The 23,376-nt window shown below is 67.3% G+C and carries 23 protein-coding genes and 1 pseudogene; 11 read left to right on the top strand and 13 right to left on the bottom strand.

The window, feature by feature from the left end; translation table 11 throughout:
- Positions 1-54 precede the first annotated feature (54 nt).
- Entirely contained in the window at positions 55-363 is a 309-nt protein-coding gene (locus tag NV2_RS05580; RefSeq protein ID WP_067870172.1) for a chorismate mutase, read from the bottom strand.
- Between the two features lie 473 nt (positions 364-836).
- On the opposite strand from NV2_RS05580, the gene pcrA reads away from it, so the two are divergent.
- Positions 837-3,275, top strand: a complete 2,439-nt coding sequence (pcrA, locus tag NV2_RS05575; protein ID WP_067870398.1) for a DNA helicase PcrA — start codon at positions 837-839, stop codon at positions 3,273-3,275.
- Between the two features lie 66 nt (positions 3,276-3,341).
- Here the strand turns inward: pcrA and NV2_RS05570 are convergent, their stop codons facing one another.
- Entirely contained in the window at positions 3,342-4,490 is a 1,149-nt protein-coding gene (locus NV2_RS05570; RefSeq protein ID WP_067870170.1) for a M23 family metallopeptidase, read from the bottom strand.
- 563 nt (positions 4,491-5,053) lie between these two features.
- Here NV2_RS05570 and sucC point away from each other — a divergent pair.
- The 6 genes from sucC to purH all read left to right on the top strand — a co-directional run bounded on the left by sucC (position 5,054) and on the right by purH (position 12,880).
- Positions 5,054-6,220 (top strand): ADP-forming succinate--CoA ligase subunit beta, encoded by a 1,167-nt coding sequence (sucC, locus tag NV2_RS05565; RefSeq protein ID WP_067870167.1) that lies wholly within the window; start codon positions 5,054-5,056, stop codon positions 6,218-6,220.
- A 12-nt stretch (positions 6,221-6,232) separates the two neighbouring features.
- On the top strand, positions 6,233-7,147 hold the full coding sequence (gene sucD / locus NV2_RS05560; RefSeq protein ID WP_067870165.1) for a succinate--CoA ligase subunit alpha: 915 nt from the start codon (positions 6,233-6,235) through the stop codon (positions 7,145-7,147).
- Positions 7,148-7,453: 306 nt separating this feature from the next.
- The gene (locus tag NV2_RS05555; protein ID WP_067870163.1) at positions 7,454-8,629 is read left to right on the top strand and encodes a DUF5336 domain-containing protein; all 1,176 of its coding nucleotides are present in this window, start codon (positions 7,454-7,456) and stop codon (positions 8,627-8,629) included.
- A gap of 135 nt (positions 8,630-8,764) precedes the next feature.
- The gene (locus NV2_RS05550; RefSeq protein WP_067870161.1) at positions 8,765-10,555 is read left to right on the top strand and encodes a cell division protein PerM; all 1,791 of its coding nucleotides are present in this window, start codon (positions 8,765-8,767) and stop codon (positions 10,553-10,555) included.
- An 86-nt stretch (positions 10,556-10,641) separates the two neighbouring features.
- On the top strand, positions 10,642-11,262 hold the full coding sequence (gene purN / locus NV2_RS05545; RefSeq protein WP_067870159.1) for a phosphoribosylglycinamide formyltransferase: 621 nt from the start codon (positions 10,642-10,644) through the stop codon (positions 11,260-11,262).
- On the top strand, positions 11,255-12,880 hold the full coding sequence (gene purH / locus NV2_RS05540) for a bifunctional phosphoribosylaminoimidazolecarboxamide formyltransferase/IMP cyclohydrolase (protein WP_067870157.1): 1,626 nt from the start codon (positions 11,255-11,257) through the stop codon (positions 12,878-12,880). The genes purN and purH overlap by 8 nt, the downstream gene beginning before the upstream one ends.
- Before the next feature lie 68 nt (positions 12,881-12,948).
- On the opposite strand, the gene NV2_RS05535 is transcribed toward purH, so the two are convergent.
- The 5 genes and pseudogenes from NV2_RS05535 to rpmB all read right to left on the bottom strand — a co-directional run.
- Positions 12,949-13,413: a hypothetical protein gene (locus NV2_RS05535; RefSeq protein ID WP_067870154.1), complete on the bottom strand. Its 465-nt coding sequence runs from the start codon at positions 13,411-13,413 to the stop codon at positions 12,949-12,951.
- A 112-nt stretch (positions 13,414-13,525) separates the two neighbouring features.
- Positions 13,526-13,780, bottom strand: coding sequence for a 30S ribosomal protein S18 (gene rpsR, locus NV2_RS05530; protein ID WP_067870152.1), 255 nt, complete (start codon positions 13,778-13,780; stop codon positions 13,526-13,528).
- 110 nt (positions 13,781-13,890) lie between these two features.
- Complete coding sequence (gene rpsN, locus NV2_RS05525) at positions 13,891-14,196, bottom strand: 30S ribosomal protein S14 (protein ID WP_067870150.1); 306 nt, start codon at positions 14,194-14,196, stop codon at positions 13,891-13,893.
- Entirely contained in the window at positions 14,196-14,363 is a 168-nt protein-coding gene (gene rpmG / locus NV2_RS05520; protein ID WP_067870148.1) for a 50S ribosomal protein L33, read from the bottom strand. The genes rpsN and rpmG overlap by 1 nt, the downstream gene beginning before the upstream one ends.
- Before the next feature lie 86 nt (positions 14,364-14,449).
- A pseudogene (rpmB, locus tag NV2_RS05515) lies at positions 14,450-14,671 on the bottom strand (50S ribosomal protein L28); the annotation flags it as partial.
- A gap of 95 nt (positions 14,672-14,766) precedes the next feature.
- On the opposite strand from rpmB, the gene mrf reads away from it, so the two are divergent.
- From mrf to rpmF, 3 genes are read left to right on the top strand one after another with little or no spacing between them, the layout of a single operon-like run.
- Positions 14,767-16,074, top strand: a complete 1,308-nt coding sequence (gene mrf, locus NV2_RS05510; RefSeq protein WP_067870146.1) for a ribosome hibernation factor-recruiting GTPase MRF — start codon at positions 14,767-14,769, stop codon at positions 16,072-16,074.
- A gap of 9 nt (positions 16,075-16,083) precedes the next feature.
- Positions 16,084-16,362 (top strand): type B 50S ribosomal protein L31, encoded by a 279-nt coding sequence (locus NV2_RS05505; protein ID WP_067870144.1) that lies wholly within the window; start codon positions 16,084-16,086, stop codon positions 16,360-16,362.
- A gap of 1 nt (position 16,363) precedes the next feature.
- A complete protein-coding gene (gene rpmF / locus NV2_RS05500) occupies positions 16,364-16,537 on the top strand; it encodes a 50S ribosomal protein L32 (RefSeq protein ID WP_067870142.1) in 174 nt (57 codons plus the stop codon).
- Positions 16,538-16,827: 290 nt separating this feature from the next.
- Here rpmF and NV2_RS05495 read toward each other — a convergent pair whose 3' ends face one another.
- Positions 16,828-17,130 carry a hypothetical protein gene (locus tag NV2_RS05495; protein WP_157102753.1) on the bottom strand — a complete coding sequence of 101 codons (303 nt, stop codon included), beginning with the start codon at positions 17,128-17,130 and terminating at the stop codon, positions 16,828-16,830.
- A gap of 364 nt (positions 17,131-17,494) precedes the next feature.
- Between NV2_RS05495 and NV2_RS05490 the strand changes: the two genes are divergently transcribed.
- Positions 17,495-18,145, top strand: coding sequence for a DUF8020 domain-containing protein (locus NV2_RS05490; protein WP_067870138.1), 651 nt, complete (start codon positions 17,495-17,497; stop codon positions 18,143-18,145).
- Between the two features lie 100 nt (positions 18,146-18,245).
- Here NV2_RS05490 and NV2_RS05485 read toward each other — a convergent pair whose 3' ends face one another.
- The 5 genes from NV2_RS05485 to NV2_RS05465 are packed head-to-tail and all read right to left on the bottom strand — an operon-like array spanning position 18,246 to position 23,355.
- The gene (locus NV2_RS05485; RefSeq protein ID WP_067870136.1) at positions 18,246-19,070 is read right to left on the bottom strand and encodes an MHYT domain-containing protein; all 825 of its coding nucleotides are present in this window, start codon (positions 19,068-19,070) and stop codon (positions 18,246-18,248) included.
- A gap of 32 nt (positions 19,071-19,102) precedes the next feature.
- Positions 19,103-19,702: a GTP-binding protein gene (locus NV2_RS05480; RefSeq protein ID WP_067870134.1), complete on the bottom strand. Its 600-nt coding sequence runs from the start codon at positions 19,700-19,702 to the stop codon at positions 19,103-19,105.
- Positions 19,683-20,057, bottom strand: coding sequence for a DUF742 domain-containing protein (locus tag NV2_RS05475; protein ID WP_067870132.1), 375 nt, complete (start codon positions 20,055-20,057; stop codon positions 19,683-19,685). The genes NV2_RS05480 and NV2_RS05475 overlap by 20 nt, the downstream gene beginning before the upstream one ends.
- A gap of 8 nt (positions 20,058-20,065) precedes the next feature.
- Positions 20,066-20,476, bottom strand: coding sequence for a roadblock/LC7 domain-containing protein (locus NV2_RS05470; RefSeq protein WP_067870130.1), 411 nt, complete (start codon positions 20,474-20,476; stop codon positions 20,066-20,068).
- Positions 20,473-23,355 carry an ATP-binding protein gene (locus tag NV2_RS05465; protein ID WP_084473914.1) on the bottom strand — a complete coding sequence of 961 codons (2,883 nt, stop codon included), beginning with the start codon at positions 23,353-23,355 and terminating at the stop codon, positions 20,473-20,475. The genes NV2_RS05470 and NV2_RS05465 overlap by 4 nt, the downstream gene beginning before the upstream one ends.
- Between the last annotated feature and the right edge of the window lie 21 nt (positions 23,356-23,376).

Here is a 23,376-nt window from a genome sequence, read left to right as displayed (position 1 = left end):
CGTGGATCAGCGGGCTGCGCCGCGGGCGGCGACGCGCGATATCGGTCGGTCGACTCAGTGACCGAGCCGGCCGCGGCCCAGCCGCAGCAACAGCATGGCGAGGGTATGGCCCTCCTGGCCCAGTTCGCTGAAGCGCTCCAGTACCTTCATTTCGCGGGAGTGCACCAGTCGCGGCCCGCCGTTGGCCATCCGGGTGCGGCCGATGATGCGTGACACTTCGGTCCGGCGTTTGATGGCCGCGAGGATCTCGGCGTCGAGGCGATCGATCTCCTTGCGGAGCTTCTCGATCTCCGCTTCGCTGCTCGGCAGCGAGGTGTCCGAACCGGCCGCGGGTTGATCAATCGGCTCTGTTGAGGTGCTCATACTTTCTCTCCTCGTGTCAGAACTTCTGATCGGCATGCGGCCCTGCCCCGTTACCGACCGAGTTCCTCCACCATGAATCAGACCGTTCCGGCCTTGGTATTGTCCCCCGTCGATTATGCGCTCACCTGTGAAATCGGCGCCCGGAATTCCCGTTCTTCGCCTGAACAGCAGAGGTGGTGAGTGTGCTGGTCATGTGGCCAGTCTGCCACGTGGTGCAGATGAGGCAAAGTTCTCCCGGATGAGAAGACGCTGAGGATCACGGAGGATCACGCCGGGCTACGACATGTCGGTGCCCGCCGGTAGCGTGGATGAACGATGGAGACGACAGTGGCGGCGCGACAGCGGGGGGAGCGGAAGTGACGGCAGAGACGGTGGCGGGTGGAACCGAAACGGCAGCCGGCCGGGCACCGCGGGACACGGTTACTCGCCGGGCGTCCCGGGATACGACCGCACCTGCCGAGCGGGTCCAGCAGCTGCTGGCCGGGCTCAACCCGCCGCAGCGGGCCGCGGTGACCCATGCCGGTGCGCCCTTGCTGATCGTCGCGGGCGCCGGTTCCGGTAAGACCGCTGTGCTCACCCGCCGCATCGCATATCTGCTGGCCGAGCGCGGGGTGATGCCCGGGGAGATATTGGCCATCACGTTCACCAACAAGGCCGCCGCCGAAATGCGTGAGCGAGTGGTCGAGCTGGTCGGCCCGCGCGCTGCCGCCATGTGGGTGTCGACCTTCCACGCTTCGTGCGTACGAATTCTGCGGATGCAGGCCAATCTGCTCCCGGGTGCGCTGAACTCGAATTTCTCCATCTACGACGCGGACGACTCCCGCCGCCTGCTCGCGATGATCATTCGTGATCAGGGCCTGGACCCGAAGAAGTATTCGCCGCGCCTGCTGGCGACCGCCATTTCCAACCTCAAGAACGAACTGATCGATCCGCCCACGGCCACCGCCGATGCAGAATCCGACGAGACCGAGCTGCCCACTGTCGTCGCGCGGGTCTACACCGAATATCAGCGTCGCCTGCGCGCCGCCAACGCCTTCGACTTCGACGATCTGATCGGTGAGACGGTCGCGCTGCTGCAGCATCACCCGCAGGTCGCCGAGTACTACCGCCGCCGCTTCCGGCACGTCCTGGTCGACGAATACCAGGACACCAATCACGCCCAGTACGTCCTGATCCGTGAACTGGTCGGGCACCATGCGCGCCTGCAGGACTCCCTCGCCGACGCCGAGGCGGGCGCCGGGGCAGCGGACCCCGACTTCACGCCACTACAGCGGGATTCCGTGGAGCCCAGCGAATTGTGTGTCGTGGGCGACGCCGACCAGTCCATCTATGCGTTCCGCGGCGCCACCATCCGCAATATCGAGGAATTCGAACGCGATTTCCCGGATGCGGAGACAATTCTGCTCGAGCAGAACTATCGCTCCACCCAGCGCATCCTGTCGGCCGCCAACTCGCTCATCTCGCGTAACGAGAATCGGCGCGACAAGAAATTGTGGACCGATTCCGGAGACGGTGATCTGATCGTCGGCTATGTCGCCGACAACGAGCACGACGAAGCCTCGTTCGTCGCCCGTGAGATCGACCGGATGGTCGATCAGGGCGATTACAACTACGGCGATGTCGCGGTGTTCTACCGCACCAACAACAGTTCCCGCGCGCTGGAGGAAATCTTCATCCGGATGGGCCTGCCCTACAAAGTGGTCGGCGGGGTGCGCTTCTACGAGCGCAAAGAGGTCCGCGATGTGGTGGCCTATCTGCGCGTACTGGAGAACCCGGACGACGCGGTGAGCCTGCGCCGCATCCTGAACACCCCGCGTCGCGGTATCGGTGACCGAGCCGAGGCGTGCGTGGCCGTCCATGCCGAACAGCGAGATATCGGCTTCGCCGCCGCATTGCGGGATGCGGCCGACGGGAAGGTCGCGCTGCTCAACACCCGGGCCCAGCGCGCGATCTCCGGCTTCCTGGATCTGCTGGACGAGATCCGTGCCGCCGGTGCCACCCCGGACGCGGATTTCCCCGATGTGGGCAATGTGGTGGACGCGGTGCTGGACAAGACCGGATACCGCGGCGAGCTGGAGGCTTCCGACGATCCGCAGGACGGCGCCAGGCTGGACAACTTGAACGAATTGGTCAGCGTGGCACGGGAATTCAGTTCCGAGGCGCGAAACAACCTGGAGGCCGCGCGCGAGGAAGGCCTGGTGCCCGAAGCCGCGGACGGTGAGCCGGAACCGGGATCACTGGCGGCCTTCCTGGAGCGCGTGTCGCTGGTCGCCGACACCGATCAGATCCCCGACGAGGGTTCGGGTGTGGTCACCCTGATGACCCTGCATACCGCCAAGGGCCTGGAGTTCCCGGTGGTCTTCGTAACCGGCTGGGAGGACGGGCAGTTTCCGCATATGCGCGCCCTCGGAGATCCGGCCGAGCTGGCCGAGGAACGCCGCCTGGCGTATGTGGGCATCACTCGTGCCCGCAAGCGGTTGTACCTGACCCGGGCAGTGGTCCGTTCCGGCTGGGGGCAGGCGGTATCGAATCCGGAATCCCGCTTCCTGCAAGAGATTCCGGGACATCTGCTGGATTGGCAACGGCTGGAGCCGGCGCGGTCCGTAGGTGGCGGTCGCGGTTTCCGTCGCCGCGACGACGATGATCGGGAACGTGACTGGACCCGGGGTGACGGCTGGGCCGAGCAGCGTCCCGGCCTGCGTGACCGTGGCCCGGCCCGGCCCGCCCCCAAACGCAACAACTCCGGACTCGTGCTGGCCGTGGGCGATCGGGTGAGCGACGACAAATACGGTCTGGGCCGGGTCGTGGCCGCGGAAGGATTCGGTTCCTTGGCTACGGTCACCATCGATTTCGGCACCGCGGGAACGATCCGCTTGATCCCCCAGTACAGCCGCACCCTGCAGAAGCTCTGACGGGGAATTCCGCAGCGAGTAGGAGGGGCCCCGGTGGGGGTACCGGAGGGAGAGCCTGCTCGGGGCTCAGTCCCGTTCGGGGCCGAGGGAGATGCCGCGGGAGGCGAGCCAGGGGAGCGGGTCGATCTTGTTGTTGCCGTTCAGCCACACCTCGAAATGGCAGTGCGGGCCGGTGGAGAAGCCGCGGTTGCCGACGGTGGCGATCTGGTCTCCCGCCATGACGTGGTCGCCCTCGGAAACGGTGGCGGTATCGATGTGGCCGTACACGGTGATGGTGCCGTCGGCGTGCTGGAGCCGAACCCACATTCCGAATCCGGAGGCCGGTCCGGCGCTGATGACCTCGCCGTCCTCGACCGCATAGATCGGGGTGCCGATCGGGGCGGCCACATCGACTCCCAGGTGCTGCACGCCCCATCGGCTACCGAAACCGGAGGTGAACGTGCCGTTCGCGAACTTGGTGAACAGCGGGCGCAGCTTTTCCTGTTCCTTGGCTGCCAGACCTGCGGCGAATTCCTGACCGTGCTGCAGAATGTCCTGGAACTGGCTGACGTCGGCCACCGGGGCGACATTGAGAACCTGCGGTGATTGCGGCGCCGCTGCCGCAGCGGCGGGCTCGGCTTCGGTGCTGACCGCTTGTGCGGCGATCTCGTGTACCTGTCCGGCGGCGTCGTAGTCCGTACTGGTCGAGTGCTGATGTCCGGACGTCTGCATACCGGCTTGTCCGGCCGCCACACATGCGCCGGCGGCGACGGCTACGACGGCAGCGCGGCCCTTGACGGCCGCGGGCGGAGCCGGCAGCCGGTGCGCGCCACTGAATCGGAGGGGAGTGTCGCCGGTGCCGGCTTCTGCGGGGGAATCGCGCTTCCAGGACGAGCGCAGCCCGACGATGGTGAAGGGTTTCTTGTCGCCGGAGGCGTCGTATTCGTCGCCGTCGTCGGCATAGTCGCCGGATTCGACGTCGTATTCGTCGGAGGCGTATTCGTCGTAGTCGTAGCCGTTGTGCGGATAGTCCCCACCCTCGCGGGCCACTTCCCACTCGTCGGTTCGCGGCCATTGCGGTGTCGCGGACCAGGTGTCGGGGCCGAGCGTGCCGGGATCGCCACCGAAGGATTGGTCGGCACCGAAGTACGGATGCTGCTCGAGTGACTCGTCGCCGGAGTGATAACGCCGAGCGGACAGTGGACGATGTCCCGCTTGGAGACGACCGTGGCTCATCGGGTTACTCCTAGGCCGGTCGGCCGTGACGCGGGCGGAGCACTGTGCTGCAACAAGCCTGCCGTCCTCCTGATCGGGTGCGGTTACGCGGCCTTATCCGGGTACTGGGCCGATATCGTATACCGCTTCGTCGGCAAATATTCCCGTCCCGGGTTGTGATCCGACTGTGACATCAACCGCATCGACGGTAACGAAACGATTGCGGCCGGGCAAGCGCTCGGGGTGATCCTCGCGCAGTTGTGACATTGATCACGTTTGATGACGGAGTGCGTCGTTCTGCTGCGGCTGCGTGGGCGGCCCCAGCGAACTACGCTATGTAGTAGCCGTTTGGGTAATCGCGGCCATCGTTTGTCCTACCTGGCGGCGTGCCGCAAAGCTACTCGTCAGTAGCTTTGGCCAGGGGTTTTGCCCGGCCGGATGTGGTCCCGTGACCTGTGCCACTTAGGCTGTATGCGGCTGATTTCGGCTGCATCGAACTGATTAGAGTCCGACTCGACCCGCCTGGCGACGACGGGCAGCCAACAAAGTCGTTGTCACAACAACGCAGACGAGACGGTGAGTACATGGATCTCTTCGAATATCAGGCGAAGGAACTCTTCGTGAAGCACGGAGTGCCTTCGTCCGAGGGCCGGGTCACGGACTCGGCCGAGGACGCCCGCACCATCGCGACCGAGATCGGCAAGCCTGTGATGATCAAGTCGCAGGTCAAGGTCGGCGGCCGCGGTAAGGCCGGCGGTGTGAAGTACGCGGCGACCCCGGAGGACGCCCTCACACACGCGAACAACATCCTGGGCCTGGACATCAAGGGTCACGTCACCAAGAAGATCCTGGTCGCCGAGGCGAAGGACATCGCCGAGGAGTACTACATCTCCTTCCTGCTCGATCGCGCCAACCGCACCTACCTGGCCATGTGCTCGGTCGAGGGCGGTATGGAGATCGAAGAAGTGGCCGCCACCAAGCCAGACCGGCTGGCCAAGGTTCCGGTCGACGCCGTCAAGGGTGTGGATCTGGCCTTCGCGCGCTCCATCGCCGAGCAGGGCCACCTGCCCGCCGACGTGCTGGACGCCGCCGCGGTCACCATCCAGAAGCTGTGGGAGGTCTTCGTCAACGAGGACGCCACCCTGGTCGAGGTGAACCCGCTGGTTCGCACCCCCGAGGGCGAGATCCTCGCGCTGGACGGCAAGGTCACCCTCGACGAGAACGCCGATTTCCGGCACCCCGATCACGCCGAGTTCGCCGATCGTGACGCTACCGATCCGCTGGAGCTCAAGGCCAAGGAGAACGACCTCAACTACGTCAAGCTCGACGGCGAGGTCGGCATCATCGGTAACGGCGCCGGTCTGGTCATGTCGACCCTGGACGTCGTCGCGTACGCCGGTGAGAACCACAGCGGCGTGAAGCCCGCCAACTTCCTCGACATCGGTGGCGGCGCCTCGGCCGAGGTCATGGCCAACGGCCTCGATGTCATCCTGGGCGACGCGCAGGTCAAGAGCGTATTCGTGAACGTGTTCGGCGGTATCACCGCATGTGACGCCGTGGCGAACGGCATCGTGAAGGCCCTGGAGATCCTGGGCTCGGAGGCGAACAAGCCGCTGGTCGTCCGTCTCGACGGCAACCGTGTCGAGGAGGGCCGCCAGATCCTCGCCGACGCCAACCATCCGCTGGTGACCCTCGCTCAGACCATGGACGAAGGCGCCGACAAGGCCGCTGAACTGGCTGCGGCCAAGTAAGGACGAACGAGAATGTCTATCTTCCTGAACAAGGACTCCAAGGTCATCGTCCAGGGCATCACCGGCGGTGAGGGCACCAAGCACACCGCGCTGATGCTGAAGGCCGGCACCCAGGTCGTCGGCGGCGTCAACGCCCGCAAGGCCGGCACCACCGTCTCGCACACCGCCAAGGACGGCTCGGCCGTGGAGCTGCCGGTGTTCGGCGGCGTCGCCGAGGCCATGAAGGAGACCGGCGCCGACGTGTCGATCGCCTTCGTGCCGCCGAAGTTCGCCAAGGACGCCATCATCGAGGCCATCGACGCGGAGATCCCGCTGCTGGTGGTCATCACCGAGGGCATCCCGGTGCAGGACACCGCCTACGCGTGGGCCTACAACGTGGAGAAGGGCAGCAAGACCCGGATCATCGGCCCCAACTGCCCCGGCATCATCACCCCGGGCGAGGCGCTGGTCGGCATCACCCCGGCCAACATCTCGGGCAAGGGCCCGATCGGCCTGGTCTCCAAGTCCGGCACCCTGACCTACCAGATGATGTACGAGCTGCGTGACTTCGGCTTCTCGACCTCCATCGGTATCGGCGGCGACCCGGTCATCGGCACCACCCACATCGACGCCATCGAGGCGTTCGAGAAGGACCCCGAGACCAAGCTCATCGTCATGATCGGCGAGATCGGCGGCGACGCGGAAGAGCGCGCGGCTGCCTACATCAAGGAGAACGTGACCAAGCCGGTCGTCGGCTACGTCGCGGGCTTCACCGCGCCGGAAGGTAAGACCATGGGCCACGCCGGTGCCATCGTCTCCGGTTCCTCGGGCACCGCCGCCGCCAAGAAGGAGGCCCTCGAGGCCGCAGGCGTGAAGGTCGGCAAGACCCCGTCCGAGACCGCCGCCCTGGCGCGCGAGATCCTGGAGAAGGCGGCTGTCACCGCCTGATCCGGTCAGGGACCGAAGGCGGTAGCGCAGCGTCACCACGAAGGTCCCGGTCGACTTTTCGAAGGCCGCTTTGCCGAATCGGCAAGGCGGCCTTCGCTGTTGCTATCCTCGGGTCCGTTGTCCGGACCACGGCGGTCGGCATCCGCGTCCGCCGGTGTGGACCGGATGCCGGGAACTTCGTGTTGTCCGGCAACTCCCGCAGGTCCCCGGCGCTGGAGTCGTGGCCGTGACCGGCACGGCCGAGTGCAGTAGCGTCGTGGGTATTCAGCCTGAAAGCCGATGCAGGACTCGATAGGAGACGACCACATGTCCTACCCGACCGGGGGCTCCGGGTACAACGCGCCCACGCCGACGCCCTCGCCCACCCCCTCGTCCGCGCCCGGATTCGGCCAGCAGCCGGCAGGTAAATCCGGTGGTGGTTCGGGGCTTTCGGCGTTGAGTGCCAAGGGGCTGACGTTCTACCTGACCGTTGGTGTCGCCGCACTCGGCGTAATCAACTTCCTGCTGGGCTTCCTCAACTTCGTGACCGTCGACGAGGGCGCGCTGAACAGTGACGTCGAGCCCGACAAGGGTGTGACGTTGTTCCAGCAGGGTGGTACGGCTCCGCTGCTGCTGCTGTTGTTCGCCGGTGTCTTGGCGGGTGTCGCCCTGCTGCCGAAGCAGCAGGCCCGCAATGCCGTGGTCGCCGCCGCCTCGGTGACCGGCTTCCTCGGCGTCCTGTTCCAGGCGTTCATGACTTCGCAGCTGTACAAGACCGCCGGCACCGCGTGGGTGCTGCTGTTCCTGAGCCTCGTGCAGGCCGCGGCCGCGGTGGTCGCGCTGCTGTTCGAGATCGGCATCCTGAAGGCACCCGAGGCCAAACCTGCCGGTGCGTCCGCGGCATCCGGAGCGGCCGGCGCCGCCGGATTCGGTGGCTCGACCGCATACGGTCAGCAGGCCGCCCAGCAGGGCCAGCAGCCCGGTTACGGCCAGGGGCAGCAGGCGCAGCAGGGCCAGCCGGCTTCCTTCGGCCAGTACGGCCAGCAGTACGGCCAGGCGCAGCAGGCCCAGCAACAGCAGCCGTCCGCGCAGCCGCAGCAGCCCGGTCAGCCGCAGCAGCAGGCTTACGGCCAGTACGGTCAGCAGTACGGCCAAGGACAGTACGGTCAGCAGCCGGGCCAGCCGCCCGCCGGTTACGGCCAGCCGGGCCAGCCGGGGTACGGCCAGCCCGGTCAGCAGCCCTACGGTGCCGCCGGTGCGCAGGCCGCACAGTCGCCGTACGCGCAGCGCCCGCAAACCCCCGGGGGCGACGAGGCCGCCACGCAGCATTTCGGTGCCGCGGGCCAGCAGCCGGGGCAGCAGTACGGTTCGCTGAACTTCGGCCAGCCGGGCCAGGCTCAGCCGGGGCAAAGCGGTGCCCAGCAGCCGTTCGGTGGTGAGCAGACGGGCAATCCGGCTGCCGACGCCACCAAGGCGTTCCGTCCCGAGGACGACAAGAAGTAGTTTCGGACCCCGAAGACCGGTCGGCGAGTCAGGCGCAGTTCACGGCGCGCCTGACTCGCCGATTCGTTTCCGGCTGCCACCCTGAGATGTCGTTGGTCGTTCATCGACGAGGCATAGGATCCGCGAGGTAGTTCTATGAAATCCGCACTGGTCCGATGGGCCGACCTTCGCGAACAGCGTGCCGGTGCGAGACCGGCGCGGCCTCGTCCGGATTCCGATCCTCCCGCAGCCGGTTTCGGCGCGACCGAGGATCCGGTCTTCCTGTCCCTGAGCCCCGAGCGGGCCAAGGTGCTGCTGGTCATCGCGGCACGGGCGTCGAGTTTCACCGTGGTGGCGGTGGTCGCCCTCGTTCTCCTGACGCTGACCGCGGCGGGGAGCGGGCTCACCGGAGCCTCCGGTGCGATCGCCTCGGGCTGGCTCGCCATCCATCAGGTGCCGGTGGTGGTGGGCCGGACCGAACTCGGGTTGCTGCCGCTGGTCCCGACGGGCCTGGTGTTGTGGCTGACGATGCGCGATTGCGCGCATGCGGTCTCGCCGCGTTCCTCGCGTGCCGACCTGGGCTGGATCGTGGGTGCGGCATTGGCGGGCCCCCTGCTGGTCACCGCGGTATTCCTCGCTGTCGCCGAGGATGCCGCGGCGGCGGTGCCGTTGCAGTCGCCGCATACCCTCACCGCGTTCGGGTGCGTGGGCGGTCTGCATCTGCTCGCGGCGGTGGTCGGCATCGCGTCCCGGCCCCACGCGCTGCGTGACCATATCGCCTCGATGCTGCCCGAGTGGGTCTTCTCCGGTGCCCGGGTCGCGGCGCGGGCGCTGTGGCGGCTGGTGTTGTGCGGCGCGGTACTCACCGTGGTGTCGTTCGTCGTGCACTGGTCGGCGATCGGCGACACCTATGCCGCGGCCGGGAATCTCGCCGGGGTGCTCGGGCTGACGGTGCTGTCGCTGGCCTATGTCCCGAATGTGGCGATCGCCGCGACGAGTGTACTGGTCGGTGCGGACGTGCATATCGGGGTGGGATCACTGAGTGTGTTCTCGGTATCCGGCGCGCCGGTGCCGGCACTGCCGGTGCTCGCCTCTGTGCCGACCGGACCGGCAGCCGGCTGGTGGCCGGTGCTGTTGCTGGTGCCCGCTGTGATCGGGGTGCGTGGCGGTCTGGAGTCCGCGCGCGAATCCACCGATGCACCGAGCCGGCCGTGGTCGACGGTGTTCGCCGCGGCGGTGGCGGCGGTGGTGCTGGCAGTGCTGGGGGTCTGTGCGTCGGGGCGGGTCGGATCGTTCGGCGAGATCGGTCCGGGCGTGTTGCTCACCCTGGCATTGAGTTTCGCCTGGCTGACCGTGGGCGGCTATGCGGGCCTGGTGTGGGGCCGCCGCTTCCTCGGTATCCCGCCGGCCGAGACCGGCCGGAGCAGCGGTGCCGGAGTGCAGCCGGCCGCCGCCGGTGCCGATTCCGACGAGTACGCATTCGGGGAATTCGAGGCCGCAGGCTATGCCCAGGACGCGTATGGGCGGGGGAATTCGCGCGCATTGTCGGCCCCCGCCTACCATGGCGAGGCCGACGAACCGTTCGACGAGGCGGACGACCTCTATGACGATGCCTCCTATGACGACCCCTATGACATGGACGCGGAGGAAGACGACGAAGACGATCGCACCGTCGACCCTCCGTATTTCGACCAGCTCTTCGACAATCCGCGTTATGTGGAATACGAATTCGAGGACGACGGCGAGGGGCCCGAGCGCTATCCGCGTCCGGCCTATCGGCGCGCCGCCGATCCGGTCGTCGAGGTCGACGGGGAGTTGGTCGACGAGGACGACGACCCGATGCCGACCGATCCCGAGTTCGGATTCGACTCCGAAAGTGCCGACATTCTCGACGCCGAAGTGGTAGAGGGAGACCTGCCGGACAGGCCCGGCAAGGGTGGTCGTTAGGCTCTACCCGGCGGCGTACGCGACCGCCGCCCCGGCAGCCCCGACGTCCAGGGAGTAGAGCGCTGACCACCCCGCCCGCCCAGCAGGTGCCTCCGACCGCGCCGGCGACCCTCGTCGTCCTCGCCTCGGGGACGGGATCATTGCTGCGATCACTGATCGCGGCCACCGAGCAGCCGGACTACCCGGCTCGCATCGCCGCCGTCGGCGTGGACCGGACGTGCGCGGCGACCGAGCACGCGGTGCGCGCGGGCATCACCGATTTCCGGATCGCTCCGGCCGATCATTCCGATCGGGCCGCGTGGGACGTGGCGTTGACCGAGGCAGTGGCGGCACACGATCCGGACCTGGTGGTGTCGGCCGGCTTCATGCGGCTGTTCGGCCCGCGCTTCCTGGAGCGTTTCGACGGCCGGATCATCAATACCCATCCCGCGCTGCTGCCGGCGTTCCCGGGTGCCCATGGGGTACGCGACGCGCTGGCCTACGGCGTGCGGGTGACCGGTTCCACCGTGCATCTGGTCGACGCCGGAGTCGACACCGGACCGATCCTCGCGCAGGAGCCGGTGACGGTGCTGCCCGGCGACGACGAGGCGACCCTGCACGAGCGGATCAAGATTGTGGAACGTCGGCTGCTGGCGGAGACCGTCGCCGCCGTGGCTACCCGAGGCATTGTCTGCGACGGACGAAAGGCAGTAATCCCCGATGAGTGAGGCCCGCGTGAGTGAGCGCAGCGACCGTCCCGCCGAGACGGGGGAGCGGCGACCCGTTCGCCGGGCGCTGGTGAGCGTCTACGACAAGACCGGTCTCATCGAACTGGCCACCGGACTCGCCGCCGCAGGAGTGGAGCTGGTGTCGACCGGCTCGACCGCTGCCCGCATCGCCGATGCCGGCATCGCGGTGACCAAGGTCGAGGACCTCACCGGTTTTCCGGAAACTCTCGACGGCCGGGTGAAGACACTGCACCCGCGCGTGCATGCCGGCATCCTCGCCGACACCCGTAAGCAGGAACATCTCGATCAGCTGGTGGAGCTGGGAGTGGATGCTTTCCAGCTGGTGGTGGTGAATCTGTACCCGTTCACGCAGACGGTGGCCTCGGGTGCCGCGCCCGACGAATGTGTCGAGCAGATCGATATCGGTGGTCCGTCGATGGTGCGCGCCGCTGCCAAGAACCATCCCTCGGTGGCCGTCGTGGTCGACACCGGTGACTACACCGAGGTGCTGGCGTCGGTGCAGTCCGGCGGATTCACGTTGACCGAGCGCACCGCGCTGGCCGCGAAGGCTTTTCAGCACACCGCGAGCTACGACGTGGCCGTCGCGAGCTGGATGACCGATGTGCTGACCGCCGCGCCGGCCGATGCGGGCGATGCGGAACAGGCACAGCGTTTCCCGGAGTGGACCGGTGGTGTCTGGACACGTGAGGCGGTGCTGCGCTACGGCGAGAACCCGCATCAGGCGGCCGCGTTGTATCGCAACGAATCCGGTCCGGCCGGTCTGGCACAGGCGAAGCAGCTGCACGGCAAGGAGATGTCGTACAACAACTACACCGACGCCGATGCCGCCTGGCGTGCCGCGTGGGACCATGTCGCGCCCGCCGTGGCCGTGGTCAAGCATGCCAACCCCTGCGGCATCGCGATCGGCGCGGATATCGCCGAAGCGCATCGCAAGGCACACGCCTGTGATCCGGTCAGCGCGTTCGGCGGCGTGATCGCGGCCAACCGCGAGATCACCGTGACGATGGCCGAACAGGTCGCCGAGATCTTCACCGAGGTGATCGTGGCTCCGAGTTATGCCGACGGTGCGGTGGAAGTGTTGCAGCGCAAGAAGAATGTGCGCATCCTGATCGCCGACGCACCGCGTCGTGGCGGCGTGGAACTGCGGCCGATCAGCGGCGGCGCACTGCTGCAGCAGACCGATATCGTCGACGCGCCCGGTGACGATCCTGCCAACTGGACTCTCGCCACCGGTGAGCCGGCCGACGCGCAGACCCTGACCGATCTCGAATTCGCCTGGCGTGCTTGCCGTGCGGTGAAGTCGAATGCGATTCTGCTGGCCCACGACGGGGCCTCGGTGGGTGTCGGGATGGGACAGGTCAACCGGGTGGATGCCGTTCATCTCGCGGTGCTGCGCGCCGGCGACCGTGCCGAGGGCTCGGTGGCCGCCTCCGACGCTTACTTCCCGTTCCCCGACGGTCCGCAGCAGTTGATCGCCGCGGGTGTGAAAGCAATTGTGCAGCCGGGTGGTTCGGTTCGCGACCAATTGACCATCGATGCCTGCCGGGAGGCCGGGGTGACCATGTACCTCACCGGAGCACGCCACTTCGCGCACTGAGCGCAGTTCCGCAGCCGTGCACGCCGCTTGCCGAGGTGCGCCTCGGCAAGCGGCGTTGTCGTATGGAATCAGTTGGCGCTGAGCACTTCCCGGTCGCCGAGCGGTTGCTTCAACGGAATTTCCAGGGTGCCGAACACCGCGATCATGGTGCACATCCGCCCGACCGCGCTCGGCAGCGTGCCCGACTTCAGGTCGACCGTGACGGTGGTGTCGGTTTCGGTGGCGGTGGCGTCGACGCCGTAGCACTCCGGTGAGCCGGTCTGGAAGTTGACCGCGATGCGGTCGTCGGCGACTCGGCTCCAGCTGTCGAAATGCAGGGGATGGGTGTTGGTGATCGTCGGATCGGCGGTGAACAACCGCCCCGGTTCCGGTGGATTCTGTTCGGTCGGCGGGCTGACGGACGGTGTGGAGCTCGCGGTGGTCTGCGCGGCGTCGTCATCGGAGTTCCCGCACGCGGTGACCAGCAGGGCGGGCAGTGCCAGAAACGCGACGGCCGCCGCGGTGACGCGGCGTCGTGCCGGGATCCAATCCATGGGCCTCACCCTAGTGTGCAGCCGTGCGCTGGCGCAGAATCGGCGCTCGTGCCCGCCCCCGGATACGACGAGGGCCCCGGCGGCTACCGGGGCCCTCGATACCACCGCACGATCAGCGGCTGGTGAACGGCAATAACGCCATCTCGCGCGCATTCTTCACCGCGACAGCCACCTGCCGCTGCTGCTGCGGAGTGAGTCCGGTGACGCGGCGGCTGCGGATCTTGCCGCGGTCGGAGATGAACGTGCGCAGCAGGTTCACGTCCTTGTAGTCGACGATTTCGATGCCGGCGGCGATCAGCGGATTCTTCTTCGGCCGTCGTGCCTGCTCGGCGCGAATCCGTTTCGACGAGCCTCGCTTCACTGCCATATTCGTGTCCTTTCTCGGCACGAGGTCCGGTCCCTATGTGGCTACGCGAGCTTCCGCCTCCGGGTCCTGACTGCTCCTGCCGGGATTCCTTCTCACGAGATCTGCGATGGTTACCAACTCGACTTGTGTATGCCGGGCAGCTCCCCCCGGTGGGCCAGCTCGCGCATGCGCACCCGGGATAGTCCGAACTTTCGGAGATGACCGCGAGGGCGGCCATCGGTGGCGTCCCGATTGCGCAATCGTACCGGACTGGCGTCGCGCGGCAGCCGCTGCAGCGCCAGTTGGGCCACGGTCCGCTGCTCGTCCGGAGTCGCGGGATCGCGGATCAGCTCCTTGAGCTCCGCGCGGCGTTCGGCGTAGCGGGCCACGATCACGCGGCGCTGCTCGTTGCGGGCGATCTTGGACTTCTTCGCCATCAGCGGTCCTCCCGGAAGTCGACGTGCCGGCGCAGTACCGGATCGTATTTGCGCAGCACCAGGCGATCGGGATCGTTGCGCCGATTCTTGCGGGTGACGTAGGTGTACCCGGTACCAGCGGTCGACCGTAGTTTCACGATGGGTCGGAGTTCGTTGCTGCGTGCCATCAGACCCGTCCGCGGTGTGTGTTGCGACGTCCGCGGGCCCTGCGGTGGTGACGCGCGCTGCCGCCGCCGGGCCCGCCGCTGCCGTCGCGGGCGCGGATCCGCGCCACCACGGCCTCGATACCGTCGCGGTCGATGATTTTGATGCCCTTGGCCGAGACGCGCAGCGTGATGCGACGTCCTTCGCTGGGCAGGTAGTAGGTCTTGCGCTGGATGTTGGGGTCCCAGCGCCGGTTGGTCCGGACGTGTGAGTGCGAGACGGACTTACCGAAGCCCGGCGTACGGCCGGTGACCTGGCAGTGGGCCGACATGGGGCTCCTTTCTTGAAAATGATTTTCGACAACGGGCGTCGCAGACTGTACCGTGAGCCAACAGGAAATGAAAATCGTTGTCGAAAGGGGTTTCGGTGGTGTCACTTCCCGACCGCCGCACGCCCGTCGTGTTGCTGGCGGGCTTCGCGGGTCCGGTCGCGGACGGTATGGAGCACATCGCACGGGTGCTGGGTGAGGTACCCGGAACCGTGATCGTGCGTCACGACCTGAGCTCACTGCATGAAGGCGTCCTGCGGCGCGGAGTGCGCGTCGACGGGAGCGAAACGGTCAGTGTGCACGAACTGGCGCACGGCTGTGTCTCCTGCACGCTGCGTGCGGATCTGCTGCCGCTGCTGTGCCGGCTGGCCGCACGGGATTCGGTGCATCGCATCGTGGTCGCGCTCGATCCGGAATTCGAGGCCGAGGCCGTCTGTCATGCCGTCGATCACGTGCCGGTGGCCGGCGTCGTCGGCCGGGTGGACGGCCCCGCCGGGCGCGATGTGCGGATCGCTGCGGTGGTCACCGGACTGGACGTGCATACCTGGCCGGCCGATGTGCTGAGCGACGAGACCGTCGGTGAGCGATCCGGTGGTGCCGGCAGTGCCGGGGATGACGACCGCACCGTCGCCCAGATGGCGCTCGGCCAGGTCGAATTCGCGGACGCGATCGTCGCGTTCGGTGCCGACCGCTCGGGCGGCGGATGCGACGTGTTGCGGGCCGTGCTGGACCGGCTGGTGCCGCGGGTGCCGTCGATGTGGGTCGAGGCGGCGAACGAGATCGACGGTGTGCGCATCGATATGCTGCTCGACCGTATTCCAGCCGATTCGCGGCGGGGTCGGATCTTCGACGCGCATGCGCCGCTGCTGCGTGGCGAGCCTCCGCTGGTCGACGAGCACGGTGTGAGCCTGATCGAGTTCGCCACGGATCGGCCGTTCCATCCTGCTCGGCTGCACGACGCACTCGATGTGCTGTTCGACGGTGTGGTTACCGCACGGGGTCGGATCTGGCTGGCCACCCAGCCCGATCGCGTGGTGTGGCTGGAGTCGGCAGGCGGTGGACTGCGGGTCGGTGACGCCGGAACCTGGCTGGCGGCGACGAGTCCCGCCGGGCGCGAGGCGGCCGATCCGGAACGGCGGGCACTCGCCGCGTTGCGCTGGGACGACGAATTCGGTGATCGCCACATCTCGATGGTGATTCTCACCTGCGGAGCCGATCCGGACGAGATCCGCGCGGCGTTGCACGGGGCATTGCTCGACGAGGCGGAGATGGTGCTGCTCCGCAGTGCGCCGGACCTCGTTGCGCAATGGGAGGACCCGTTCGGTGAGTTCCACGAGGACCCGTGCGCGAGTGTCGAATCCGAAGACACCGGTCACGGCATCGACTCTCGTACTAGCGAAAGGTAAAGGCAGACAATGAAATCAGGAATTCATCCGGACTACCATCCGGTGGTCTTCGAGGATGTGAGTACCGGAAAGCGCATTCTCACCCGTTCGACGGCAACCGCCACGCGCACCGTCGAATGGGCCGACGGCAACACCTATCCGCTGATCACCGTCGATGTCACCGCGGACTCCCATCCGTTCTGGACCGGTGCCCATCGCGTGCTGGACACCCAGGGGCGGGTGGAGAAATTCGAACGCAAATACGGCAAGCGCACGCCGCGCACCGGCTCCGGACGAGAGGAGAGCTGAGATGGCAGTGCCGAAGCGCCGAATGTCGCGTGCCAACACCCACAGTCGGCGGGCGAACTGGAAGGCGACCCCTCCCGACCTGGTGCCGGTCCGTGTCGGCGGCGTGGTGCACAAGGTTCCGCGGCGCCTGGTCACCGCGGTGCAGCGGGGCCTGATCGACCCGGCCCGGCTCTAGTGCCACTTTGAACGACACGGCACGGCAGGGCACGACACGGAACGACGGCACGGCACGACATCATCTGGCGATTGCCTGGTTATCGCATGAGGGGCAATGACCAGGTTTATCGCCGAAACTAAGCTAGCGACAAATTAGCTGAATGGTGAAATATGCACGGACGTCGGATTTTTGAGTATAGAAATCCGGTCGTTTCGCTGTCGTTCCGAGGCGGTATCGGTATTCTGGGTCGCGAGGGCGGGTTCTCCTGGTAACCAGGAGAACCCGCTCATCGCCATTTTTCGGCCCGCTCACTTACTCTCTGCATCAGATGATTTCGCTTCCAGGGCTCGTGCAGTAAATTGTGGCATCTCGCCGGGCTTGTTTCGGAATTCCTCCAGCAGGGCCTCCCAGCGTCCGATCTGGTCGCCGATCACCGCTGCGGGATCGTGCAGGAGTGCGGCCAGGGCCGACAGCGGCCACGGCAGACCGGCCGGGGAGGGCTGTCGAGCGGCCAACTCCGCCACCGTGGTCTCCAGATCTCCGATTTCCGTGCGCAGCTCGCGCAACTGAATCTGCATATCGCGCAGTACCGCTTCCTGCTCCGGAGTCACATCGCCTTCTTTCATCCGTCCGCTCGCGACCGTTCGGTGCGGTGAGTGCCCCGCGCGGCCGGTGGGTCGGACCGGCCGAAGGGCGTGCTTCACACTGTAATTCGCCCGCGGCCGCAGATGTGCCGCAACCGGATCCGGCCCGCTGCTGATTCGGCTCTCGGGCCCGGTATCTCGCGTGCCGCCGAGCGCCGCGATGTCCGAGTTTTCACGTTATTAACTTTCCTGGCATTTTCCATACGGCTTGTTAACGGCGTTTGTTACGTGACCGTAATAGCAGCGGCGCAGCCTGATCGAGGGTTTCGTTTTCGAGGCTCAGGAGCTGGAATCCAGCACCGACAAACTGCTCGAGAAAGTGTATGAGGGTATGAAGCTCAGGAAGTTCGCCGCCACGTCGGCACTGGTCATCGCCGCGCTCGGTATCTCCACCGGCACCGGTTCCGCGGCTCCCGCAGCGCCCGCGAGCGCCGATATCCACTACACGGCAAACGTGGTGGACCGCTCTGTCGTCGTGAAAACCGACGGGGGCTCCCTGACCACCGAAGGGGGCCAATTCCAGGTGCGTGATGTTTCGGGCAAGGTTGTCGGCGGCTTTCCGCTGAGCTACCAGCACGACGGCCTGGAGTTCCCGATTGCCGCACAGATCGCCGGCAACCAGGCCACCCTGACCCCGAGCACGGATCGGGCAGCGGCCCATCCCGCCCCGATGCTGCACGATGTGGCCAGCCGCGACGACCTGGACTCGGCCATGCAGAGCGCGATCAACGAAATGACGATGGCCACCAGCGTAGGCACCCTGATCGGCACCGCGATCGGGCTGGCCGGTGGTTGTGTCCTCGGTGCTGCCGTCGGCACTCCGTTCCTGGTGCTGCCCGGCTGGATCGGTGGTTGCCTGACCGGAGCGGCGCTCGGCGCTCCGCTGGGGGCCGCGGCCGGTCTGGTCACCGTCGGTGGCGTGTCCGGTGTGCTCGTCGCGATCGAGTACTTCCAGCGCGTGAACACTCCGCCCGCTCCGTAATTCCGGTAGTAGCAACGACATCGGGTCGGGCCGCTGATGCGGTCCGACCCGATGTCGTTGCTGTCCGGCTACCTCGTCCGGTCCCGTCGGTGCGTGCGATTCAGCTCGCCGGCTGTGGGGTGCGGTCGGCGGGACGTGCCGTGCCGCGCCGACCGGTGCCGCCCTGATCCGCGCGGGACGCCCCGGCGCCCCGGCGCGACTGTGCGGTCCCGGAACGGTCGGGGGCCACCAGGACCGCGGTGATCGGAATCGCCAGCGACAGTGTGCCCATGACGAATACCGGCACGAACAGGGTGAACAGATCGTCGCCCGCGGGCGGTCCGTCCGTGGGATCGAGCTGCACGTCCACGCCGGCCTGGCCGATGTAGTGCAGCGCGGTGACCGCCACCGCGTAGACGACCGCGACTCCGGCCAGCGCGATCATCGAGCGGTAACGCGTAGTGGCCCAGAGCAATCCGATCGACGCGACGATCGCCACGGCGGCCGCAGCCACCGACAGCCAGATGTTCACCGACACCGAGCCCTGCACCCCCACGGCACCCATGGCGAGCCGATGGGCGATACCGAGGCCGATCCCCATGACCGCGCCGCCACCGGCGATCCGCGAGAGCACGGCGTCCCGACCGGCGATCACCAGGCCCGCCAGCACCGACAACGCCGACAGGATCACCGCCGCGACCATGGCCGTCACGCCGTAGCGAATTTCGCCGCTGGACACCCCGAGACCGAGCATCGAGACATAGACGGCGAGCCAGGTACCGACCCCGCCGATGGACACCGCCGCCGCGGTGAGCCACACCATCCGGAACCGTGCGGTGACCGACAGTGTCGACTGCCGGATACAGGCCAGGCCGACGACAGCGCCGGCCGCGGACACGCCGAGCGCCAGGATCAGCACCCAGTAGCCCATGGTGAAGTAGTTCATCGCAATCCCTTAGTTCGGGCCGGGCGGAGTCGTCACACCGTCGCGTGGGTGGCGGTCAGGCGCTGGATCGCGTACTCCGTGACCGCCGCGAGCGTTCCGCGCACTTCGTTGGCGTCGCGGGCATCGAGCTCGACGACCGGAACGCCGTCCCGGATCGAGAGTGCTTCGCGCAACTCGGAAACGGGGAAGCGCGGTGCGTTCGGAAACTTGTTGACCGCCACCAGGAACGGCAGCCCGCGCGCCTCGAAGAAGTCCACCGCGGCGAAACTGTCCTCGATGCGACGGGTGTCGACCAGCACGACGGCGCCGATCGCGCCGCGGATCAGGTCGTCCCACATGAACCAGAACCGGCGTTGCCCGGGGGTGCCGAACAGATACAGGGTCAGATTGCCGGGCAGGATGATGCGACCGAAGTCCATCGCCACGGTGGTGGTTTGCTTGCCCGGCGTGGCCGACAGGTCGTCGACTCCGTCGGACATGCCGGTGACCATGGCCTCGGTCCGCAGCGGCACGATCTCCGACACAGCGCCGACGAAGGTGGTTTTGCCGGCGCCGAAGCCTCCGGCCACCACGATCTTGGTCGACGCGGTGCGGTTGTCGGGTGTGCCTGCGTCAGAGGGCACGAAGTCCACGCAGAGTCCTCTCCATCAAAGATCGCCGCTCGTCGAAACTTGCGTCCTCGGTGAGCGTGGTGTGTACGCGCAGGGTGCCGGCGACCACCAGGTCGCCGATGACGACCCGGATCATGCCCAGCGGCCGTTGCAGATGGGCTGCGATTTCGGCGACGGACAGTCGTCCGGCGCCCAAGCGCAGAATGTCGGTTCGAATATCGCCCGCGGGCCAATCGAATTGATTGGCGTAGGGCAGGGTCTCCACGACTGCCTCGAGGGGCAGTTCGACCGCGGGCTCGGTGCGCCCCGCGGTCAAGGCGTAGGGACGGACGCGTGTGGTTGGCCGGCCGGACCCGGCTCCGAAGGAGCTGGTCATCGTGATCGTCAGACCGCCGAACGGGCCGTGGCTTGCACGACCGATCCGACTCGATCGACAAGCAGCGCCATCTCGTAGCCGATGCGGCCGATATCGTGCTGCTTGTTGGCCAGAACCGCCAGATGCGAGCCGTTGCCGACGCTCATCACCAGGAGATAACCGCGCTGCATGTCGACAATCGACTGCATCACCTTGCCGCCGTTGAACAGTTGCGCAGCGCCCATGGACAGACTCGCCAGTCCGGCGGTCACCGCGGAGAGCTGTTCGGCACGATCGCCGGGCAGGTGCGGGCTGGTCGCCTGGAGCAGGCCGTCGGCCGAAACGAGAACCGCGTGCGAAACTCCAGGCACCTCTCTGGTGAAGCGGGTGACGAGCCAGTTCAGGTTCTCGTCGGTGCTGTTCTGCGCAGTGTCGGTCATGCAAAGCCTCCGTCGTTCTGCTGAGCGTCGTTTCGCTGGGCAGCGTCGTGCTGCACCGGGTCGTTCTGCGCACTGACACGTCCACTGCGGACGCCGCTCAGATGCCTGGACAAGTTGTTGCGAATCTCCTCCGGATCGCGAGCCTCGGCGGGATCGTCCTGAGTCAGGCCGCCGGGCACCAGCTGCGCACCGGGCCGCCGGATGGGCAGGCCCCCCGTGGTGCGGGAGTTCGCGGTCGGTGCGCTGGCATCGGCGGCTGCCGCCCAGCCCGCGTCGGCGGGGGAGGACCAGGCGCCGCTCGGTGCGGCAGGGGCCTCCGAGGACGGCTCGACCAGCCATTCCGACACCATGCGCTGATATATCGGGGTGGGGCCGCCGGGCTTGGCCGGTGCGTCCGCATCCGGCCGCGGCGGCGCGAGGGTCGCACCGTGGCTCGACAGGGTGGCGTGTTCGTGATCGGGAGCCCGCTGCGCCGGCGGCATCACCGCCGTTTCGGCCCAGATGTCGATCGACTCCGACTGCGGCCGGGGCCGCGGGTCCGCCGGGGCCGGCCGCCGTGACGGCAGCGGAGCGAATTCGCTGTCCCGGTCGGCGGCCGGCGTGCGGGTTCGCGCGGCCTCGGTGTCGTCGACGGGGGTGTCGACCCGGCGCTGCTGTCCGGTGGTGGTGTCGACCCGTTGCTGCTGTCCGGTGGCCGTGTCGTCCCGGTACGCCGGGTGCTGTTCGTCGGCGCCGCGCAGGACACCGTCGCCGGCCGGAGCGTGGCGCTGACTTTCGGAGATATCGGGAATCGGAGTGAGCCGGGTGACCGGGGTCGCCTCGGCGTCCGGCGCTCCGGCAGAGCGGCGCTGGGGCAGCCCCGAGGAGGGCACGAATTCGGCCGGCGGCTCCGCGGTTTCGCCGAACATGCTCGGTGGGTTCGGCACGGCGGCCAGGGGGCGCTGGGGCAGCCCCGGAAAGTCTGCGACCGGCGCCGGGAATTCCGGGACGGGAGTCGTGAACGAGGTGATCGGCGGCGGTGCGGCCGCTTCGGCGGGCGATACCAGCGCGCCCGGCAGATGCACGCTCGCGGTGATCCCGGGCTGCTGTGCCATCGACGAGGTCCGGCGCAGGCCCACCGTGATGGTGTGCCGGCTGGCCAGTCTGCCGACGACGAAAAGGCCCATCCGCCGTGCGGTCTCGATGGTGACCTCACCGCCGGAGGCCAGTCGCTCGTTCGTCGCATCCATATCGTCCGCGGACATTCCGAGCCCGCGGTCGGTGATCTCGATCAGGTACCCGCCGTCGACCGCACGCGACACCGACACCGCCACCGGCGTGTTCGGCGGTGAATAACGCAGTGAGTTGTCGATCAGCTCGGCCAGCAGGTGTTCGATGTCGACGGCCGGCTCACCGGCGACGATGCCGTCGGGCACCGAACCGATTTCCACGCGCTGATAGTCCTCGACCTGCGACACCGCACTCCACAGCATGTCCGACAGCGGCACCGGCGGCAGATGGCCGCGGCGCAGTGCGGTGCCGGCGAGCACCAGCAGGTTGTCGCCGTTGCGGCGCATGCGGGTCGCGAGATGGTCCAGGCGGAACAGGCTCTGCAGGCGGCCCGAGTCGTCCTCGTCACGTTCGAGGTCCTCGATCAGTGCCAGCTGCTGCTCGACCAGCGACTGGCTTCGGCGCGAGAGCGTTTCGAACATATTGCTGATCTGCAACCGTAGGCGCGCCTGTTCGGCGGCGAGGTAGAGCGCCTGATGGTGCATATCGTCGACGGCGCGCGCGAGCTGGCCGATCTCCTCGGTGGTCTGCACGCCGACCGGGACGATCTCCGGAGTCGCGCCGCCGCCGCGCACGACCGCGAGTTCGGCGGGCAGGTCGGTGTGGGCCACCTGCAGGGAATCGCGGCGCAGCCGGCGGATCGGGACGACCAGCGACCGGGCCACGCCCAGCGCCAGGGCCAGGCCGGCCAGCAGGGTCACGACCACCAACGCCACATCGCGCAGCACCGTGCTGCGGGCATCGATCGAGCGGTCTTTCAGTCCGGTGTCGATGAGATCGACGAGGTGATTGGTCGCCTCGTCGTAGGTGGCGGTACTGGTCTGCAGGGATTGCACCACGCCGGGGACATCGATCGGCTCGACCGAATTCTGGCTCAGCGCCGCGATCCGTGCCTGGGCCGCGCCCAGCAGTACGTCCGGCTTCAGCGCCGAATCCGGCTGCACCACCGCATACTGATTGATCATGGTGAGTTCGGCGCCGGTAGCGATCAGCACCTGGGCCAGCACGGCCGGGTTGTCGCTGATCGCTCCGCTCTCCAACGCCAGCTGCTGCTGGGTGAACATCTGGCGGGCGATGGCGACGACGCCCATCTGGACGTAGAGCCGCTCGATGCTGGTTTCCTTGGGGGTCGCCAGCGAGGACACGGCATTGCTGATGTGGCTGTTGACCTCACTCGCCTGTTTCACGACCTCCTGCGGCGCGCCGCCCTGCAGGCTGTTGCGTAGCGTGCGTCCGGCAGCCAGGGACTGAGTGAGTTCGGTCTCCACCCGTTTGTCGGTCGGGGAATTCTGCAACGCCGTCTGGAGGTCGGCCGCGGCCTGATCGAAGCGTCCGGCGGCTTGATCGACCGCCGATTGCACAATTCCGTCGCCGTTGCCCATCGTGACGGCGAGATTGTTGGCCGCCGAACCGAAATCGAGGGTCGGTCGAATGATCTGGGCCTGCTCACCGGCTGTGTCCAGCTGTGAGATGGTGCCGAGTTCGTCCTTGATCCGCAGCACGGCGAATGCCGACGCCAGCACGACCGGCAACAGCAGGACGATGCCGACTTTGCTGGTTACGGACAGGTTGGACAAACTCTTCTGCCATGGCCGCGGTGCACTGCCCATCCCGCTTCCGTCGCCTCCGCT

The organism is Nocardia vermiculata NBRC 100427 (assembly GCF_001613265.1).
Classification (GTDB): Bacteria; Actinomycetota; Actinomycetes; order Mycobacteriales; family Mycobacteriaceae; genus Nocardia; species Nocardia vermiculata.
The sequence above is the reverse complement of the archived record's forward strand: the minus strand, read 5'-3'. Positions and strand labels throughout refer to the sequence as shown.